Source organism: Kutzneria buriramensis, assembly GCF_003387475.1.
GTDB lineage: Bacteria > Actinomycetota > Actinomycetes > Mycobacteriales > Pseudonocardiaceae > Kutzneria > Kutzneria buriramensis.
Genome location: NZ_QUNO01000006.1, coordinates 348,921 through 365,814, shown reverse-complemented (window position 1 = coordinate 365,814; position 16,894 = coordinate 348,921). Strand labels below are relative to the sequence as shown.

General features: G+C 71.0%; 12 protein-coding genes and 1 pseudogene. 4 read left to right on the top strand and 9 right to left on the bottom strand.

The features are described from left to right. Positions 1-14: 14 nt before the first annotated feature. From BCF44_RS19780 to BCF44_RS19760, 5 genes are all read right to left on the bottom strand, one after another. The gene (locus BCF44_RS19780; RefSeq protein WP_116175788.1) at positions 15-2,393 is read right to left on the bottom strand and encodes an ATP-binding cassette domain-containing protein; all 2,379 of its coding nucleotides are present in this window, start codon (positions 2,391-2,393) and stop codon (positions 15-17) included. 85 nt (positions 2,394-2,478) lie between these two features. After that, complete coding sequence (locus tag BCF44_RS19775) at positions 2,479-3,285, bottom strand: universal stress protein (protein ID WP_116175787.1); 807 nt, start codon at positions 3,283-3,285, stop codon at positions 2,479-2,481. Between the two features lie 100 nt (positions 3,286-3,385). Then, the gene (locus BCF44_RS19770; protein WP_116175786.1) at positions 3,386-4,255 is read right to left on the bottom strand and encodes a universal stress protein; all 870 of its coding nucleotides are present in this window, start codon (positions 4,253-4,255) and stop codon (positions 3,386-3,388) included. A 591-nt stretch (positions 4,256-4,846) separates the two neighbouring features. Then, positions 4,847-5,716 carry a class I SAM-dependent methyltransferase gene (locus BCF44_RS19765; protein WP_116175785.1) on the bottom strand — a complete coding sequence of 290 codons (870 nt, stop codon included), beginning with the start codon at positions 5,714-5,716 and terminating at the stop codon, positions 4,847-4,849. 60 nt (positions 5,717-5,776) lie between these two features. Continuing rightward, complete coding sequence (locus tag BCF44_RS19760; RefSeq protein WP_116175784.1) at positions 5,777-6,856, bottom strand: winged helix DNA-binding domain-containing protein; 1,080 nt, start codon at positions 6,854-6,856, stop codon at positions 5,777-5,779. 62 nt (positions 6,857-6,918) lie between these two features. Between BCF44_RS19760 and BCF44_RS19755 the strand changes: the two genes are divergently transcribed. From BCF44_RS19755 to BCF44_RS54750, 3 genes are all read left to right on the top strand, one after another. Then, entirely contained in the window at positions 6,919-7,887 is a 969-nt protein-coding gene (locus BCF44_RS19755; RefSeq protein WP_116176022.1) for a helix-turn-helix transcriptional regulator, read from the top strand. Positions 7,888-7,992: 105 nt separating this feature from the next. Continuing rightward, positions 7,993-11,109, top strand: a complete 3,117-nt coding sequence (locus tag BCF44_RS19750; protein WP_116175783.1) for an amidohydrolase family protein — start codon at positions 7,993-7,995, stop codon at positions 11,107-11,109. Between the two features lie 55 nt (positions 11,110-11,164). Further along, the gene (locus BCF44_RS54750; RefSeq protein ID WP_147328545.1) at positions 11,165-11,491 is read left to right on the top strand and encodes a hypothetical protein; all 327 of its coding nucleotides are present in this window, start codon (positions 11,165-11,167) and stop codon (positions 11,489-11,491) included. Between the two features lie 8 nt (positions 11,492-11,499). Here BCF44_RS54750 and BCF44_RS19745 read toward each other — a convergent pair whose 3' ends face one another. Further along, complete coding sequence (locus BCF44_RS19745; protein ID WP_170217623.1) at positions 11,500-12,009, bottom strand: nucleoside 2-deoxyribosyltransferase domain-containing protein; 510 nt, start codon at positions 12,007-12,009, stop codon at positions 11,500-11,502. Between the two features lie 139 nt (positions 12,010-12,148). Between BCF44_RS19745 and BCF44_RS19740 the strand changes: the two genes are divergently transcribed. Next, positions 12,149-13,120, top strand: coding sequence for a methyltransferase (locus tag BCF44_RS19740; RefSeq protein WP_170217622.1), 972 nt, complete (start codon positions 12,149-12,151; stop codon positions 13,118-13,120). Positions 13,121-13,263: 143 nt separating this feature from the next. Here the strand turns inward: BCF44_RS19740 and BCF44_RS59205 are convergent. The 3 genes and pseudogenes from BCF44_RS59205 to BCF44_RS19720 form a co-directional block, all read right to left on the bottom strand. Beyond that, positions 13,264-14,996 (bottom strand): annotated as a pseudogene (locus BCF44_RS59205) (dipeptide ABC transporter ATP-binding protein); the annotation flags it as partial. Beyond that, positions 14,996-15,880 (bottom strand): ABC transporter permease, encoded by an 885-nt coding sequence (locus BCF44_RS19725; RefSeq protein ID WP_116175779.1) that lies wholly within the window; start codon positions 15,878-15,880, stop codon positions 14,996-14,998. The gene BCF44_RS19725 and the pseudogene BCF44_RS59205, both read right to left, overlap by 1 nt. Then, entirely contained in the window at positions 15,877-16,893 is a 1,017-nt protein-coding gene (locus tag BCF44_RS19720) for an ABC transporter permease (protein ID WP_116175778.1), read from the bottom strand. Before BCF44_RS19720 ends, BCF44_RS19725 begins: the two co-directional genes overlap by 4 nt. Position 16,894: the final 1 nt, after the last annotated feature.

The following is a 16,894-nucleotide window of genomic DNA, read 5'->3' as shown; positions in this document are numbered from 1 at the left end:
TGTGCCGCCGCAGGTCAGGCGCCCACGTAGGCCGCCAGGTGCTCGCCGGTCAGCGTGGACTTCTTCTTCACCAGCTCGGCCGGCGTGCCCTCGAAGACGACCTTGCCGCCGTCGTGGCCGGCCCCGGGGCCGAGGTCGATGATCCAGTCCGCGTGGGCCATCACCGCCTGGTGGTGCTCGACGACGATCACCGACTTGCCCGCGTCCACCAGCCGGTCCAGCAGACCCAGCAGCTGCTCGACATCGGCGAGGTGCAGGCCGCTGGTCGGCTCGTCGAGGACGTACACGCCGCCCTTCTCCCCCATGTGCGTGGCCAGCTTGAGGCGCTGCTGCTCACCGCCGGACAGCGTGGTCAGCGGCTGGCCCAGGCTGAGGTAGCCCAGGCCGACGTCGGCGAGCCGCTCCACGATCGCGTGCGCGGCCGGCAGGTGGGCCTCGCCCGCGCCGAAGAATTCCTCGGCGTCGGTCACCGACAGCGCCAGCACCTCGCTGATGTCCTTGCCGCCCAGCTTGTACTCCAGCACCGACGCCTCGAACCGCTTGCCCTCGCAGACCTCGCACGTGGTCGCCACGCCGGCCATCAGCCCCAGGTCGGAGTAGATGACGCCGACGCCGTTGCAGACCGGGCAGGCCCCCTCGGAATTGGCGCTGAACAGCGCCGGCTTCACGTTGTTGGCCTTGGCGAACGCCTTGCGGATCGGCTCCAGCAGGCTGGTGTAGGTCGCCGGGTTGCTGCGCCGCGAGCCCCGCACCGGTGTCTGGTCCACCGACACCACGTCCAGCTCCGCCGGGATCGAACCGTGCACCAGGGAGCTCTTGCCCGAACCGGCCACACCCGTGACGACCACCAGCACGCCCAGCGGGATGTCGACGTCGACCTTGCGCAGGTTGTGGGTCGTAGCGCCGCGGATCTCCAGCGCGCCGGTCGGCTTGCGGACGGCCGCCTTCAGCTTGGAACGGTCGTCGAAGTGCCGGCCGGTGACGGTGCCACTCTTGCGCAGGCCCTCCACCGTGCCCTCGAAGCAGACGGTGCCGCCGGCGGCGCCCGCGCCGGGGCCGAGGTCGACGACGTGGTCGGCGATGGCGATGGTGCCGGGCTTGTGCTCCACGACGAGGACGGTGTTGCCCTTGTCCCGCAAGCGGAGCAGCAGCTCGTTCATCCGCTGGATGTCGTGCGGGTGCAGGCCGATCGTCGGCTCGTCGAAGACGTAGGTGACGTCGGTCAGCGAGGAACCCAGCTGACGGATCATCTTCACGCGCTGCGCCTCGCCGCCGGACAGCGTCGCCGCCGGCCGCTCCAGCGACAGGTAGCCGAGGCCGATCTCCACGAACGAGTCCAGGGTCTGGCCCAGCGTCTCCAGCAGCGGGCCCACCGACGGCTCGTCCAGGCCGCGCACCCACTCGGCCAGGTCGCTGATCTGCATCCGGCAGGCGTCCGCGATGCTGATCTTCTTGATCTTCGACGAGCGCGCGCCCTCGCTCAGCCGGGTGCCGCCGCAGTCGGGACAGGTCATGAACGTGACCGCGCGGTCGGCGAACGCCCGGATGTGCGGCTGCATGCCCTCCTTGTCCTTGGACAGGTAGGACTTCTGGATCCGGGGAATCAGACCCTCATAGGTCATGTTGATCCCCTCGATCTTCATCCGGGTCGGTTCCTTGTACAGGAAGTCGTTGAGCTCCTTCTTGGTGTACTTGCGAATGGGCTTGGCCGGGTCGACGAAACCGGAGGACGCGTACAGACGGTAATTCCAGCCGCCCGCCGTGTAGCCCGGAATGGTGAGCGCGCCCTCGGACAGCGACTTGCTGTCGTCATAGAGCTGGGTGAGGTCGATGTCGGTGACCGAGCCGCGGCCCTCGCAGCGCGGGCACATGCCGCCGGTGACGCTGAAGGTGCGCTTCTCCCGGACCTGCCGGCCGCCCTTCTCGAAGCTGACGGCACCGGCGCCGCTGACCGAGGCGACGTTGAAGGAGTAGGCCTGCGGCGAGCCGATGTGCGGCTTGCCCAGCCGGCTGAACAGGATGCGCAGCAGCGCGTTGGCGTCGGTGGCGGTGCCGACCGTGGAGCGCGGGTCGGAGCCCATCCGCTGCTGGTCCACGATGATCGCGGTGGTCAGGCCGTCCAGCACGTCCACGTCCGGGCGGTTCTGCGTCGGCATGAAGCCCTGCACGAACGCGCTGTACGTCTCGTTGATCATCCGCTGCGACTCGGCCGCGATGGTGGAGAACACCAGCGAGCTCTTGCCCGAGCCGGACACCCCGGTGAACACCGTCAGCCGCCGTTTGGGCAGCTCGACGCTGACGTCGCGCAGGTTGTTCTCGCGCGCGCCGATCACCCGGATCAGGTCGTGGCTGTCGGCGGCCGCCGGCTTCTTCGGGGTGCTGGCCTTGCTCATCGGGTCTCCATACGGGTCCGGCGGACGCGGGCATCTGCCCACTGTCTACCTGACGTATGGCGACTCGTCCCTGTGACGCGGAGGTTCAGGGCCGGACGACCAGCACCGGGCACAGCGCGTGGTGCAGGGCGTCCCGGGTGACACTGCCGAGCCGGCCGGGGCCGCCCGAGCCGACGACGATCAGGTCGGTGTGGGTACGGGTGGCGACGAGCTCGTACGGCTGCGCCCGCACCGCCTCGAAGTTGGCCGACAGCTGGCGGTTCACCGCCGCGAGGTAGTCCTTGGCCAGGTCGAGCACCTCGCCGTGGGCGTCGCCGGACGGGCTGGCCTGCCGGCCGGACGGGGTCGGCCAGGCGTGGGCGACGTGCAGCTTGGCGTGGAAGGTGGCGGCGAGTTGGGCGGCGCGGCGCAGCACCGGCCGGTCCTCCTCGCCCCCGTCGACCAGCGCGGTGATCACCGAGTGCAGGCCGTGCACGGCGGCGTCCAGGCCGCGCACCACGACGGTGTCGCAGTGCGCGGCGGCGACGACGGGGACCACCCACCGGCTGAGCCCGATGGTGGTGTGCTGCCGGCCGCGGCAGCCCAGCACCACCAGGTCCGCGCCTTCGCTGGCCGGCACCAGCGTGCGCAGCGGGTCGCCACTGCTCTCCTCGATGTGCACCGGCAACGGCTGCATGGTCGCCAATTGGTCTGCTGCCGTGGGTTCACCCGGATGGGGGGCGTCCGCGTAGACGGTGAGCGCCTCGCCGCGCAGCCAGGCGTACCGGGCCGCCCAGCCGAGCGCGGCCGAGCCCCATGGCGAGCCGTCCGCGCCGACCACGACGGCGGGGTCGAATCCTTCCGGGGCAACATGGTCTGGACGAGTCGACGCGCTCGGCAGCACTCTCGGCATGCGACCCTCCTGGCGGCACAGGGATTCTCGCACGTACTGGGATACCTGGAACACTCTGCACCCAGACAATCGAAATCGCCAGGGGCCGGGCGGGATTGGTTCAGTTCCGGATCACCAGGACGGGCGATCGGGAATGGTACAGGGCGGCCTTGGTCATGGGATCCAGCCGGGTCCGGTCCCCATTCGCGTCGCCCTGGCCGAGCACCAGCAGATCGGTGTCGGGGCAGGCGACCGCGGCCTCCGGCGGCTGGCAGGCGAACGAGCGGAGCTCCGGGGTGAGCTTCGGCGCCAGCTTCACCAGCTGTGCGGCGGCGCGCTCCAGCACGGTGGCCGACCCCATCTGCTCGGGCAGCCAGCGCGGCCCGGCCGGCGGGGTCACGTGCACGACGCGCACCTTGGCCTGCAGCGAGGTGGCCAGCTTCGCCACCTTGGCCAGCAGGTCCACGTCCTCCTGGCCGCCACGGATCATGGCCGTGATCCAGCGGGTCCGGCCGTGCAGCGAGGACGGCAGGCCGCGCACGACCACCGTGTCGCAGCGGGCGCGGGCGACTACCGGCACCACGCTGCGGCCGACGCCGAGCGTGCCGTGGTGGTGGCCGCGGCAGCCCAGCACCAGCAGGTCGGCGTCCTTGCTGGCGCCGACCAGCGTGCCGACCGGATCGGGGCCGCTGCGCAGGATCCGCACCGGCAGCATGGGCATGGAGCGCAGCGTGGCGCCGATGCCGGCGTCACTGGGGATGTCGGCCGGGATGTCGACATATCGCCGGTCGGCCTGGTGCACATCGAGTTCGGCGCCGACGACGCAGGCGTGCCGCGCGGCCCAGCCCAGCGCCGCGTCACCCCAGTACGAACCGTCCGTGCCGACCGCTATCCGTTTGGTCACGACGGGTGCGGCGGCGACCGTGGTGACGATTGTGGTTCGGGTGACTACTGGTGCGTTGAGCGTGGCGGCGGCGTGCGCTTGCGCCATGACCATCCTCCTGGCGCCGATGGCTGAGATCTCTCCCGGGATGCGTCTACCTTGGCTCGTTCTCATGACCAATTCCAGTGGCCAGACGTTACGAGACATTTAACTCTGCGGTCGATGAACGCTTGTATGTCCGGTGTGGACGGACCGGGGCGGTCGGCCCGAACACGGTGTTTGCCGCCGCTGGGCGGCGCCGGCCGGGGCGGCGTGATCGGTTCGGCGCGCGTCGGTACGGGCGGCGATGTCACCCGTTTGATGCCGGCACGGCGCTCGTAGCGTGTGGAAAGGACTCGTCCCACCAGCGGATCCCCTCTGTCCAGGACGACTGGTGCGCGAAGCCTAACCTCGGCGGACTAGGAGTTCCGATAGAGCAGTGTCCAGTCTGGACACAAACGGGCGCGTCGCCAGTGGTCACGCCAGGGCACTGGCGCCGGCCGGGGTGCGGGGGCGAGAATCGTGCCCGGCGCACGCCCGGCCGGAATTGGCCCAGTGGCGGTGACAACGCTGTCAGAAAACAATTGCTTGCCGTCGCCGAAATAGTGGCGCGCCACTACGAGAACGATACAGCTCTCGCATTCTGCAATGTGCAGCTGATCAGCCGCCGAGTCGCCGCGCCGAGTGCACCGTGCGGGCGTTGAGCAGGAACACGTCCGGCCGCCACAGCAGGCTCGCCCGGTCCTCGTCGTGCACCAGCCGGTCGATCACCTCGTGGTCCTCGGCGTCGATCCGGTCGCCGAGCATTTCCCGTTGCCGCACAAGCATGTCCCGCAGCAGCAGCCGCGGCTCGGTGTCCAGCGGCGCCGGCAGGTCGACCAGGAAGGTGCGGCTGGCGCTGGGCATCAGGCCGGCGCGGGCCAGCATCGCCGTCCAGTCCTCCACGATCGGCGTCGATCCGGGCAGGCCGTTGCGCATGTCCGTGAACCAGGCGTCGTTGGCCGCGTCCAACCGGGACTGGAGGCCCGGCCGGCCGATGCCGATGTCGCGCGGCAGGAACCTCAGCGGCAGGCCGCCCTCCACGACGGCCAGCACGCCGCCGGGCCGGAGCAGGGCGGCGAGCTGGTTCAGCGCGTCCTGCTGGTCGCCGATGTGGTGCATCACCCCGCTGGTCCAGATCAGGTCCGCCGCGCCGAGTTCCGGGAACGCGGCCGGCAGGTCCGCCTCCTGCGTCGAGATCTTCACGCCGAGCCGCTCGGCCCGCTTCGCCGCGCGGGCCAACAGTTCCGGTGCGCGGTCGGCCGCCACCACCTCGGCGCCGGGGAACGTCTCGGCCAGCGCGCACGCCGCGACACCGGGGCCGCTGCCGACGTCGACGATCCGCGCCGGCTCGTCCACCTGTGCCCGCAGCCAGTCCATGGCCTGGTCCAGGTAGTCGTGGTGGACCTCGGCGTTGCGCTCGATCTCCTCGCCGATCGACGCCCAGTCGTAGTCGTCGTCCCGATGTCCGTGGCCGTGTCCGTGTGCCATCGCGTCCCTCCTCGGTGTCTCAGTCGTACACCGTGCGACGCGGCCGGGCTCGCCGGCAAACTATGTTGCCGGTTTGGCAAGGACTCGGATCGGCACCTCGGCGTCGGCGAAGGCGGCCAGCCGGTGGGCCTCCGCCTCGACGTCGTCGCGTTCTTTGAGGGGTACCAGCGGCGTGACCGTCAGGGCGTCCGGCGCGAGCTTCCAGGTGGCGGCGACGAATCCGTCCACCAGCACCGTGCCCCGGATGATGCCGTTGACGGTGAACACGTGCGGCTTGTGCTCGGTGGCGATGATCCGCGTCCGATCGGCATAGGACAGCAGCGAGTTGTCGAACTCCGGCAGGAACCGCACCGGCGCCGGGGTGTCCGGGTGCGGGCGGCGCGCGTCCGGGAGGTCGAACAGCTCCGTGCCGGACTCGTCGGTGAAGGTCCGCAGCCGCGGGCGCAGCCGGTCGAAGACCTCCCGCAGCCGGGTCAGGCCCGACCACGTCTGGGTGTCGATCACGCCGGCGGGACCGAATGCCGCCAAATAGCGCAGCACGAGATCGTCCGGAGAGATGGGCGCGAGGGACCGCCCGAGCCAGGTTTCCGCTGTGGTGCCGGTCGGCTGGCCGCCGACGCCCCACACGCCGCGCGGCGGCAGCTGAACGACCGCGAGCTTCGTGCGCACGGCGTTGAGCAGCGCCGTCACGTCCCGATCCGGCCAGCGGTCGCTCAGCGCGCGGCCGAGGTCGGCGTTGGTCATCGGGTCGGCCTCGATGAGGTCTCGGGCGAACTTCGCCAGATCGTCGAGGTCGATGCCCTGCACGTGCCGGCTGTGCACGCTGCGGGCGTAGGACAGGTCCAGCACGGACTGGAGTGTGGGCCGGAAGGCCAGGCAGTCGTCGGCGGTGACCATGTGCAGGGTCGAGCGCATCAACGCGATCCGGACGACCCGCCGGTCAGTAAGCAGCCGAGTGAGCTGATCGCGGCGGAAACCCTCCAGCCGGGTCCACAGCGCGTAGTACGGCGGGTTCGTCGCCTGCGCCTGGAGGCCGGCGAGCCGCTCGATCGCCCTGGCCGGGGACAGCTTCCACCGCCGCAGCAGGAGTTGGCGGTGCAGCAGGGCCCGGTTGAGGGCTCGACGGGTCAGCACGGTCATGGCGGCAGCCTAGGCGGCATTGCGGACAGAGTCAGTCCGGAATGGGTGGCAGACTGGCGTTCGTGTTGGAGACCTCCGCGCGGCTGCTGCGCCTCCTGTCGCTGCTCCAGGCCCGTCAGGACTGGACCGGCGCCGAGCTCGCGACCCGGCTCGAGGTGGACGTCCGCACCGTCCGCCGCGACGTGGACCGGCTGCGCAACCTCGGCTATCCGGTCGACGCCTCCCCCGGCGTCGCCGGCGGCTACCGGCTCGGCGTCGGCGTCACCCTGCCGCCGCTGCTGTTGGACGACGAGGAGGCGGTCGCCGTCGCCATCAGCCTGCGCACCGCCGCGGCCGGCAGCGTCACCGGCATCGAGGAGACGTCAATCCGCGCGCTGACCAAGCTGGAGCACATGCTGCCGTCACGGTTGCGGCACCGGGTGTCGGCGCTGCAAGCGGTCGTGGTCAGCACGTCCTCGTACGGGCCGAGCGTGGACGCCGAGGTGCTGGCACTCGTCGCCGGCGCGTGCCGGGAGCACATGCGGCTGCGCTTCGACTACCGCACCCACGACGGCGCCGACAGCCGTCGGCAGGTCGAGCCGCACAGTCTCGTCAACATGGGGCGGCGCTGGTACGTGCTGGCGTGGGATCTCGACCGCGCCGACTGGCGGACCTTCAGGCTGGACCGGGTCCAACCGAAAACACCGACCGGGCCTCGGTTCCAGCCCCGCACACCGCCGGCCGACGCCGCCACCTACGTGTCCCGTGGCGTGACCAACCGGGCGTACAAGTTCGAGGGCAAGTTCCTGATCCACGCACCGATCGACGAGGTCGCCGAGAAGGTGACGCCCACCTCCGGCCAGCTGGAGCCGGTCGACGACAGCAGCTGCATCCTGCACGCGGGCGCGGACTCGCTCGTCGGCATGACGGTGTTCATCAGCATGCTCGGCTTCGAGTTCGAGGTGCTGGAGCCGATGGAGCTCGTCGACTACCTCCGTGATCACGTCGCCCGGATGCAGCGGGCGACCGAACGCCACGAACGCCGCGGCTGAGGATCGATCAGGTCGCCTTTGCCCGCCCGATGGGCCAAAGCCCGGTGAACCCTCCACCAGTTGATCTAGCCTGGCGGAAACGGCTCACTTGGGGGTGGGAACGTCATGTCCGCTGTGAACAGGCGGGAATTCCTGGCCGGCGTCGCCGGCGCCGCCGCGTTGACCGGCATCGAACTGCCCAGTCCGCCGGTCGCGGCCGGCGCGCCCGATCGAGCTGGGACGCCGCTGGCGGTCCGGCAGGGCACCAACGTCGCCGGGCAGGTCTCCCCGGACGGCGCCACGATCGCGATGGACCTGCTCGGCGTGCTGTGGCTGCTGCCGGCCGCGGGCGGCGCGGCCAAGCGGCTCACCGACGACCTGATGGACATCGCCCAGCCGGACTGGTCGCCGGACGGCCGGACGCTGGCGTTCCAGTCCTACCGTGACGGCAACTTCAACATCTGGACGATCCGCCGCGACGGCACCGGGTTACGCCAGCTCACGCAGGGGCCGTTCGACCACCGCGAGCCGCGGTTCTCGCCCGACGGCCGCACGATCGTCTTCTCGTCCGATCTCACCGGCAGCTACGGCATCCACCTGCTCGACCTGGCCACCAACAAGATCACCCAGCTGACCGACACTCCCGTCGAGGAGTACGAGCCGGCCTGGTCGCCCGACGGCGCCAAGGTCGCCTTCGTGGCCGCCGGCACCCGCATCGACGTCGTCACGGTCGCCGACGGCAGCCGCAGCACCGCGATCACCGTGCCGGGCACTCAGCTGCTGCACGGCCCGACGTGGACGCCTGACGGCAAGGACCTCGTCTACAACCTGGTCACCGGTCCCCCGCCCCCGAACCCGCCGGCCACCACCGAGCTGTACGTGTCGGGAAAGCCGCTGGTCACCGGCGAGGACGTGTTCCCGTTCCGGGTTTCCTTCCACGGCAACGACTTCGTGTACAGCGCGGACGGCGCCTTGCGGCGGCGGTCGCTGGCCGGCGGGGCGGCCGCCGCCATCGCGTTCACCGCGCCGGTCGACGTCGAGCCGGCTCGGTACGTCAAGCGCCGGCGTGACTTCGACTCGCCGCGGCCGAAGCCGGTCGTCGGCATCGGGAGCCCGGTGCTGTCGCCGGACGGCCGGCAGGTCGCCTTCCGCGCGCTCAACGACATCTACACCATGACCATCGGCCAGCCGCCGAAGCCGCTCACCGGCGACGACTGGTGGAAGTCGGATCCGGCCTGGTCGCCGGACGGCCGGTACCTGTCGTACTCCACCGACCGGGCCGGCAAGCTCGACATCTGGCTGCGCGACCTGGCCACCGGCCAGGACCGGCAGCTGACCAACCTGCCCGGCGCGGCCGCCGTCTCCGGGTCCTGGTCCCGTGACGGCAAGTTCCTGGCGTTCCTGGACCAGACCGGCGCGTTGCACACCGTCGAGGTCGCCACCGGCGCGGTGCAGAACGTGTTCGCCGCGACGTTCGAGCCGGGCAAGCCCACGTGGTCGCCCGACGGCAGCGTGATCGCGCTGGCTGCGGTCGTGCCGCACTCGGCCCGCTTCCGCGAGGGCCTGAGCAAGATCCTGCTCGTCAACCGGGCCACCGGCGCCGCCAGATACGTCGACCCGCTGCCGCAGCGGTCGCTACAGACCCGCGGCGACGACGGCCCGGTCTGGTCGCCCGACGGCACCAAGATGGCCTTCGTCCTCGGCAGCCTGCTGCACGTCGTCGATGTGCACCCGGACGGGACCTTCGCCGGGACTCCGAAGCCGATCAACGACGAGGTCACCGACGCCCCCACCTGGCACGGCGACTCGCAGCACCTGCTGTACCTGAACAACGGGCGGCTGCGGCTGATCGGCGTCGACGGCGGCGCGCCGCGGACCGTTCCGGTGGGGCTGAGCTGGACCAACTCCCAGCCGCGCGGGCGGCTGGTGATCCGCGCCGGCAGGCTCTGGGACGGCCAGAGCCCCACCCTCCAGTCCAATGTGGACGTCATCGTGGAGGGGCACCGCATCACCGCCGTCCGTCCCAGCGGCCCGGGCGTCGACGGCGAGGTGATCGACGCCCGCGACGGCGTCGTGATGCCCGGCATCGTCGACATCCACAACCACCGTGAGATGCAGGGGTACAGCTACGGCGCTCGGCAGGGTCGGCTGTGGCTGTCGCTGGGCATCACCACCACCCGGTCGCCGGCCAGCCCCGCGTACCACATGGTCGAGGAACGCGAGTCCGTCCAGTCCGGCAAGCGGATCGGGCCGCGCTACTTCGCCACCGGCGAGGCCATCGACGGTTCCCGGATCTTCTACAACTTCATGCGGCCCACCTACGACGAACGTCAGCTCGCGCTGGAACTAGAACGCGCCGGGGCGCTCGACTACGACCTGATGAAGTGCTACGTGCGGCTGCGGCCCGAGTGGCAGCGGCAGGTGATCGAGTGGGCGCACCAGCGCGGCGTGCTGGCGACGTCGCACTACCACTATCCCGCGCTGGCCTTCGGTGGCGACGGCATGGAGCACATCGGCGCCACCAACCGGCTCGGCTACTCCCGCACCGTCAGCGCGCTCGGCGCCGGCTACCAGGACGTCATCGACTTGTTCAACCGGACCGGCGCCGGCCGAACGCCGACGCTGTTCGTGTCCAGTGCCCTGTTCGGCGAGGACCCCAGCCTCGTCACCGACCGGCGGGTCACCACCCTCTACCCCGCCTGGGAGTACGCCTCCCTCGCGGCCGCCGCCCACACCGCGGCCACCACCGACCAGACCGCCACCCTGGCCGACCTGGCCAAACAGGTCGCACAGATCGCCACCACCGTCCGTGGCGGCGGCCGCATCGTCACCGGCACCGATTCGCCCATCGACCACACCGCCGTCAGCACGCACATGAACCTGCGGGCGATGGTTCGGTACGGGCTCACCCCGTACGAGGCCCTGCTGACCGCCACCCGCAACTCCGCCGAGCTGCTGGGTGAGCCCCTCGGCCGCATCGCCCCCGGCACGTACGCCGACTTGTCCGTCCTCGGCGGCGATCCCCTCTCCGACATCAAACAGGCCGCCAACGTCCGCAGCGTCGTCAGCAACGGCCGACTGTTCACTGTGGACGATCTGCTCAAGCCGTTCACCTCGCCCGCCACCGGCATCGCCACCAGCCGCATGCTGCCCCCGGTGCCCGCCCACCCGTCCAACGCCGAGTTCTGGTGGCACGATCCGCACTACGTGGCAGGCAGCCGCCACTCCTGCTGCACGGGCTGATTGACGGAGGGTCGGCCGGGACAACACTGTTTCCGGCCGACCCGATGCTCTCCGCATGCCCGACGACGAGGACGCCACTGACAGCACGTTCGGAGTCTGTCGCGCTGAAGGCGGTCGACGACGGGGCGTCCAAGCGCACATTGATCCGCCGTTTGGACGCGGTCGCAACCACCCCGTGTACCGGCTACGTTCGTCGTGCGGGCCGGCCGATCCGGTCACACGGCGGATGTGTGACCGACGATTCGCCCAAGCGGTTCAGGCGGTCAAAGAGTTTCTGGCCGATCTGCCGGTCACGCTGCTCACCATTCTCGATCCGCGGGTGAAGGACCACCTCGACGTGGCGAAGAACCTCGTCGGCATTTTCTCCGGCAAGGACAAATGAACCCGGTTTCACGTCAACTGAGCGAGCGCGGCGGCTAGGACGTCGTCGAGGTCGGAATAGACCGGCAGGCCGGGGCGGGCCAGTTGGCAGAGCATGTGGACGTCGGGTTCGCGCGGAAAGCCGGGGTGGGCGCCGACGACGAGGCGGTGGCCTTCGCCGAGGGCCTGGCCCAGCTCGAACATGGCGATGGGCTGGACGGTGACGCTGGCGGGGAACCAGAAAAGGGTGAGCACGGTGGGCAGGTGCAGGTGGTGCTGCTCCCAACTGACCTGCTCCCACGCGGCGCCGGGATCGGAGATGGGGAAGGCGGCGCGGTTGGGGTTGAGGACGACCACGGGCCGCGAGTGCAGCACGGTGACGGCATGGTCCTGCCAGCGGCCGGCGCCGGTGATGCCGCCGGCGAGAAAGACGGCGGGACCGTCGACGGCCTGGGGGCGGTAGTAGTCGGGGGCCTCGAAGTACAGGGGCTGAGCAGACGGCCGGCGCGGCGCGGGATCGGCGTGGTGGGGTGACGTCACGGCCCGAACGGTAGTGCGCGACCGGTAATCCGAAAGGCGTGTTCGATCAGGAGCACTAACGGCAACGAACGAACAGCGGCAGAGCCGAGGGGCCAGGTCATACGTGATGGTCGTGAACCTCACGGAAGGACGAAGCACCATGGAACTGCCCCCGGTCGCGGTGATGCTCGGGCTGCTCAGTGGATTCCAGCTCTCCCAGTCGCTGTTCGCGGTGGCCGAACTGGACGTGGCGACGGCGCTGGTCAGTGGCCCGCGCGGCGTGGAGGACGTGGCGAAGGAGGTCGGCGCGGATCCGGACGCGCTGGGGCGGATCATCCGTTTCCTCGCGCAGCACGGGGTTTTCCGCACGAAGGACGGCACGATCGAGCTGACGGAGCTGGGTCGCACGCTGGCGGACGGCCCGCTGCGCAGCGTCGCCCGGTACTTCCGGCAGACGCACTACGCGCCGTTCGGGAACCTGCTCGACACGGTCCGGACGGGCGAGCCGGCGGCGAGCATCTACTACGGCAAGCCGTTCTTCGACTGGGTCAACGAGCACCCGGACATGGCGGCGCTGCAGAACGAGGCGATGGCCGCGTTCACGCAGGATGCCCGCGGCGACCTGCTCGACGTCTTCGACCTGCCCCGGGGAGCCACGGTCGCCGACACCGGCGGCGCGGACGGCACACTGCTGACGGAGCTGCTCGCCAGGTATCCCGACCGCCGCGGCATCCTCTTCGACCTGCCGAGCGTGGTGCCCACCGAACCACCGGCGGATCGGATGGAGGTCGTCGCCGGCGACTTCTTCGACACGGTGCCGACTGCGAACGTCTATGTGCTGTCGGCGGTGCTCCAGGACTGGAACAACGCCGACAGCCTGCGCATCCTGCGCAACATCTGGAAGGCCGGTTGGCCTGACGCCCGCCTGGTGATCATCGACATGGTGGTGCCCGAGAGCGACGAGCCGCACCCAACCAAGTCGATCGACGTCACGATGCTCGGCATGCTGGGCGGCTGCCAGCGCAGCGAGTCGGAGTGGCGCCAACTGCTCACCGACGGCGGCTTCGCGCTCAAGCGGGTCGTTGCCGGCTCGGGCTCCTACTTCGCGCTGGATGCCACGCTCACGGCGTGACAGGCGACGCCGGCGGCGGCACCGTCCACAATGGGCAGATCCACGGTCCGGCACCGCGTCGCCACCTCGACGGGCAGGCCGGCGGCCAGCAGCGGGCAGCGCGGGTGGAACCGGCAGCCGGCGGGCACGCGGCTGGGATCGGGTGTCTCCCCCGCCAGCACGGTCGCCGGCGTCTCCGACTCCGGCAGCACCGACAGCAGCGCCTGGGTGTACGGGTGCCGGGGCGCGGTGAGGACCTGCTCCACGGGCCCGCTCTCCACGATCCGCCCCAGGTACATCACCGCGACCCGGTCGGCGATGTTCCACGCCAGGCCCAGATCGTGCGTGACGACGAGGGCCGCCAGCCCCAGCTCGTCGCGCAACCGCAGCAGCAGAGCCAAGATCTCGCCACGGACGGAGGCGTCCAGGGAGGCCACCGGTTCGTCGGCGATGAGCACGCTGGGGTCCAGCGCCAGCGCACCGGCGATGACGACCCGCTGCCGCTGGCCGCCGGACAGCTCGTGCGGCATGCGCCCGAAGAACCGGTCCGGCGGCCGCAATCCGGCGCGGGACAAGGCGGAAGCGACCAGCTCCCGCTCGTCGCCGGGCACGCGGTGGATGCGCAGGCCTTCGGCGACGGCCTCGTACACGCTGTGCCGGGGGTTCAGCGCGCCGGTGGGGTCCTGCAACACCAACTGCGCGTGCCGCCGGTACTCGCGCAGCCCGCGGATCCCGGACGGCAGCGGCTCGCCCTCGTACAGCACCTGCCCGGACGTGGGCGTCTGCAAGCCCAACAGGGTCCGGGCCAGGGTGGTCTTGCCGCAGCCGGACTCCCCGACCAGCGCGATGATCTCTCCGGCCCGGATGTCCAGCTCGACACCGTCCACCGCCCGCGCCGCCCCGAAGTGCACGGTCACGTCGTCGGCACGCAGCAGGGTCACGGCTCAACCTCCAGCAGACACGCCGACACCCGGTCCTCGCCGGCCGGCCGCAGCAGCACATCCGTCACCGAGCACTCGGCCATCGCCGACGGGCAGCGCGGGTGGAACGGGCATCCGGCGGGCAACTGGGCGGGGTCCGGCGGGTCGCCGGCCAGCCCGCGCGGCGCCAGCCGGGACGCGGGATCGCCGATGGTCGGGAACGCCGCGGCCAGGGCCTTGGTGTACGGGTGCGCCGGCTGCCGCAGCACCTCGGCCGACCGCCCCTGCTCCACGATCCGCCCCGCGTACATCACGGCCAGCCGCTGACAGGTGGACGCCAGCACGGACAGGTCGTGACTGATCATCAGCAGCCCGATGTCCAACTCGTCCACCAGCTTCGACAGCAGGGCCAACACCTGCGCCTGAACCATCACGTCCAGGGCCGTGGTCGGCTCGTCGGCGATGATCAGGCCCGGCGAGCAGGCCAGCGCCATGGCGATCATCACCCGCTGCCGCTGCCCGCCGGACAGCTCGTGCGGGTACGCCCGGGCCCGCCGCGCCGGCAGGCCCACCTGCTCCAACAGCTCCCCGACCCGCCGCTCGACGGGCCCCTTGCCGTGCACGCGAATCGGCTCGGCGATCTGCTCGCCGACGCGCTGCACCGGGTTCAGGGCGTGCATCGCGCCCTGGAACACCACCGACGCCTCGGCCCAGCGCACCGCCCGCAGCCGGCCCCAGCCCATCTCGGTGACGTTCTCGCCGCCCAACAGGATCTCGCCGCCGACGACGGCGTTGCGCGGCAGCAGCCGCAGCACCGACATCGCCAACGTCGACTTGCCGCAGCCCGACTCCCCGGCCAGCCCGAGCGTCTGACCGGCGTCGATGCGCAGGTCGACCCCGCGCACGGCCGGCACGAGCCCGCCCGCGGTGCGGTAGTCGACGGTCGCGGACCGCATCTCCAGCAACGGCTCGCCCATCACCGCTCCCTCAGCCGCGGGTTGAGCACGGCCTCCAGGGCCCGCCCGCACATCATGAACGCCAGCACCACCACGCCGATCGCCAGGCCCGGCGGCAGCAGGTACCACCAGGCCCGGGCGGTGACCGCCCCGACCTGCAGCGCGTTGTGCAGCATCTCGCCCCACGACGCCGAGTTCGGGTCGCCGAGCCCGAGGAATGCCAGCGTGGACTCGGTGATGATGGACTGGCCGACGGTCAGCGTCGTGTTGGCGAACACCAGCGGCAGCACCGCCGGCAGCACGTGCTTGCCGATCACGTGCCAGTGCCCGGCGCCCAGCGCCCACGAGCGCTCGATGTACGGTCGCGACTCCACCGCGAGGGTCTGCGACCGGACCAGCCGGGCGGTCGTCGGCCACGCCGTCGCCGCGATGGCGATGATGATCGAGCCGATGCCGGGCGTGAGCACGGTGGACAGCACCGCCGCGAGGACCAGCGACGGCAGCACCAGGAAGAAGTCCGTGACGCGCATCAGCACGGCCTGCACCCAGCCGCCGAAGTGCGCCATCACGATGCCGACGATGGTGCCGATGCCCACGCACAGCAGCGTGGCGGCGAAGCCGACCAGCAGCGACACCCGGGATCCCCACAGCAGCAACAACAACACCGACCGGCCGGTCTCGTCGGTGCCGAGCAGGAACCCGTCGCCGGGCGGCTTCAGCGCGCCGCCGGTGGCGTGCGTGACGTCGAGCCCGGACGGGTCCGTGATCACCGGGGCCAGCAGGGCCAGCAGCACGATCACGGCGAGGATGACCAGCCCGAACAGACCGCCGCGCTGGCTGCGGAACTGGTCCCAGAGCCGGCCGGCCGCGGCGCGCCGGCGGCGCCAGACGATGGCAGAGGTCATGCGGCACGCACCCTCGGGTCGATGACCCGCAGCAGCAGGTCGCCGATCAGGTTCATCACCAGCACCGCGCCGGCCAACACGAGCAGCAGCCCCTGCAGCAGTGGGCCGTCGTGGTCGGCGATCGACTGGTACAGCAGCAGTCCCAGGCCCGGCCAGGAGTACACGGCCTCCACCGACACCGCGCCGCCGACCACGAACCCGAGGTTGATGAAGATCAGGGTCACGGTCGGCAGCAGCGCGTTGGGCACCGCGTGCCGGCTGCGGACCACGTCGTCACGCAGGCCCTTGGCGCGCGCGGTGGTCAGGTAGTCGGCGTCCATCTCCTCCACCACCGACGACCGCATCACCAGCAGGTACTGGGCGTACAGCACCGCCACCAGAGTCAGGCACGGCAGCGTCAGGTGGTGCAGGACGTCGAGGAACTGCGGCAGGAAACCCGCCGGGGTGTCCGGGTCGACGATGCCCTGGGTGGGGAACCACGAGCCGAGCACCACCAGGAAGATCATGCCCAGCCAGAACGTCGGCGCGGACCACAGCGCCAGCGCGGTACCGGTGGAGAACCGGTCGAAGCCGGTGCCGCGCCGCCACCCGGCCCGCGTGCCCTGCCACAGGCCCAGCAGGATGGAGATCAGCGTGGCCACGCCGACCAGCAGCAGGGTCGGCCACAGCGCCTGGAGGATCAGGTCGGACACCGGCCGGCTGAACTTCAGCGACACGCCGAGGTCGCCGTGCGCGAGCGCGACCACGTAGTCCGCGAACTGCGCCGGCAGCGGCTTGTCCAGCCCGAACTGGTGCCGCAGCTCGGCGACCTGCTTGGTGCCGACCGACGTGTTCCGCGACATCAGCCGGATCGGGTCGCCGGGCAGCACCCGGAACAGGAAGAAGCCCAGCACCACGACCACGAACAGGCTCACCACCGCACCACCGACCTTGCCGAGCACGTACCGCGCGCCGCCTGCGCGCGCGGCCGTGCCCGGCTCGGCCAGCTCGGGCGCCGTTGCCGGCGTCGTCATG